Raw genomic sequence first — 2,172 nt, 5'->3', positions numbered from 1 at the left:
ACCAGCAGAATACTACCGCACCTGCTCGCCATACTCATTGACGTGGATCAAGGGCTGTCCAAAAAACCGATGCTGAAAAGACGTCTTGGCGTATTCCACAAGGCGCCCGGTCAGGATCTGGCCTAAACCATGCTCAACAGGGCCATCAGCATGACGCTGGTCCCGCGGCCGAGATCGGCATGTATATCGGGGCCCTGATAACGCTCGGCGGATCGCCAGGTGCCGATCACCGCCATAATGTTGTAGGGGACCGAGATCGAATAGCCTGCAACTACGGCCAGCCACGGGCGGTCGAGGCTTATGAGTGTCAGAAGGGCGATGGTCGTCGACAGGTTGAGCGCCAAGCCGATCATGACCGTCCATGTCCAGAACGCTTCGGTCAGCGGCAGATCCCCCCGCCAGAATGCCCGCAGCGTCCTCATGCCCACGCCCACCCGACGGGGCACTGCGGGCGCGGATCATGGACGCTCCGATCCAAGCATCGAAGGGCCCCGGCGCGCAGTGATGATCGATTCATGGATGGGACCGTTGCGACGTATCTACGGGGTGTTCTTGTCATGCAGGCGCCATCGCGGGCTTGCCGGCGGGCAGGACGCGCTTGACGATGTCGGACAGAGAGAGGACGCCCAGCATCTGCCCGTTCTCCATCGCCGCGATCAGTGAGCTACCCTTCGTAGACGTCGATACCATCATCGTTCTGAGCTCCTTTTCCATCCAGAGAGGCATAGCCGACAACGCCTTCTCTAAATGGTCCAGTCCTTAGGGGGCGGAGCCGGGTGCAGGTCATCCAGAATGAATTCATGAGCTTTTGGTGGAACGGCAAAATCGCTGGCCAGACAGTCGCTCCTCCCAAACCCGCTGCCTGACCGGCGCTTAATGTATCGCCATTTACTGCTCTGAATGCCTGTACATTTGGGCAAGTCCGTTTGTCACCGCCCTGCTCCCGAGTGAGGCATTTTTGTCGAGATGAACGGCCCGAGCAATCTGTCTGAAGCGGATCATGACCTAATGTGTCACCCGCCCATTCCCGCCACGAGTGAGTGTGGCGCCCAGAGCCGGATATCACGGCGTGTGAGGCGGTCGTGGTTCTCGCTGAGCTACATGCCCGCCAGTTCCGATTAAATCTTGAGTAGCTACTCCAATCATTCTTGGGGATCAAACGCTTCGGCTCAACAAAACCAGCGCTGATATCGTCGCCAATCCAAGCGCCCACGGCCGTATCGCACCACGCTCAAACCGGGTCGCCAGCGGTCGCGATACCAATAGCGCAAAGGGAACTAACGGCGCCAGTGAAGCTGCGAATGCAAGCTGTGGGAACGTAAGAACTTGGGCAATGGAGAGCGCGATGATAGAAATAAGAGTGCCAAAGCCGTAAAAAGCGTTCTGAGTCGCAGCAGCTCGTCGTGTGTCGACCTTCGAATAAAGGATTGCCATTGGCGGCGCGCCGATACCCGTCAACGTTCCCATGACACCGCTGACGCCACCAGCAATGAAAAGTGAGCCGCTCGAGATCGGAAATGTCAGACCAAGGACGGTAAGCGCTACTGCAATCAGCACGACGAAGCCGACAATAATCGCCAACCCGTCAGTCCCGACAACAGCTGTCGCGATATAGGCCGCAACCGCCGTTCCAAGAATGCGACCGGCAAAGCCCGGCGGAAGATCCTGCCATCGGATTGCATCTCGCGTATTCAGGAGAGATCCAATCCCGACAACAAAACCAACTAAGATAACCGTCCCGGGCAGCCAGTCGGGCGCAACCAGAGCCATGACCGGGGCCGCGAACATACCATAGCCCGCACCCGACAATCGTTGAACCAAGGTGCCGACACAAACAGTCAGCGCACAGATCATCCAAGGCCCCAACGCTGGTAATAGCGTTTCTTGCATGTGATCTGTTCCCTCACCGAAAATCGTACTCAACCAGTCTTATTTTGGTAAAGGTGTCGTTGGTAGCCTCCGCAGCATCAAAAAGTATAGGCTCGAAGCCGCCATTCTTGTGCATAAACAGCTCGTCAAAAGCGACCGTTATTGGCGCAAACAGACGGCAGCCCAAGGGCAATCAGGCCGCCGCGAAGCTCGAACTGCACAATGACGTTCCTTGACGACCAGCTAATAACTTCCGCGCTCGTATCCAGACCACGCTCCTGGACCTAAGTGTTCCATCCCGGA

Annotated in this window: 3 protein-coding genes; all 3 read right to left on the bottom strand. The window is 57.3% G+C overall.

The window, feature by feature from the left end; all coding sequences use genetic code 11:
* Positions 1–122: 122 nt before the first annotated feature.
* The 3 genes from TY51_RS19120 to TY51_RS19115 all read right to left on the bottom strand — a co-directional run bounded on the left by TY51_RS19120 (position 123) and on the right by TY51_RS19115 (position 1,890).
* Entirely contained in the window at positions 123–422 is a 300-nt protein-coding gene (locus TY51_RS19120; RefSeq protein WP_042252833.1) for a hypothetical protein, read from the bottom strand.
* Between the two features lie 133 nt (positions 423–555).
* Complete coding sequence (locus TY51_RS22310; RefSeq protein WP_156118129.1) at positions 556–693, bottom strand: hypothetical protein; 138 nt, start codon at positions 691–693, stop codon at positions 556–558.
* A 462-nt stretch (positions 694–1,155) separates the two neighbouring features.
* Complete coding sequence (locus TY51_RS19115; RefSeq protein WP_231559155.1) at positions 1,156–1,890, bottom strand: sulfite exporter TauE/SafE family protein; 735 nt, start codon at positions 1,888–1,890, stop codon at positions 1,156–1,158.
* Positions 1,891–2,172: the final 282 nt, after the last annotated feature.

Origin of the sequence: Paracoccus sp. PAMC 22219 (assembly GCF_000787695.1) — a bacterium.
Taxonomy (GTDB): domain Bacteria; phylum Pseudomonadota; class Alphaproteobacteria; order Rhodobacterales; family Rhodobacteraceae; genus Paracoccus.
The sequence above is the reverse complement of the archived record's forward strand: the minus strand, read 5'-3'. Positions and strand labels throughout refer to the sequence as shown.

Bases quoted from the DNA above. Each gene is read 5' to 3' on its own strand.
- TY51_RS22310 (WP_156118129.1), bottom strand. From the start codon at position 693: ATGATGGTATCGACGTCTACGAAGGGTAGCTCACTGATCGCGGCGATG.
- TY51_RS19120 (WP_042252833.1), bottom strand. From the start codon at position 422: ATGAGGACGCTGCGGGCATTCTGGCGGGGGGATCTGCCGCTGACCGAA.
- TY51_RS19115 (WP_231559155.1), bottom strand. From the start codon at position 1,890: ATGCAAGAAACGCTATTACCAGCGTTGGGGCCTTGGATGATCTGTGCG.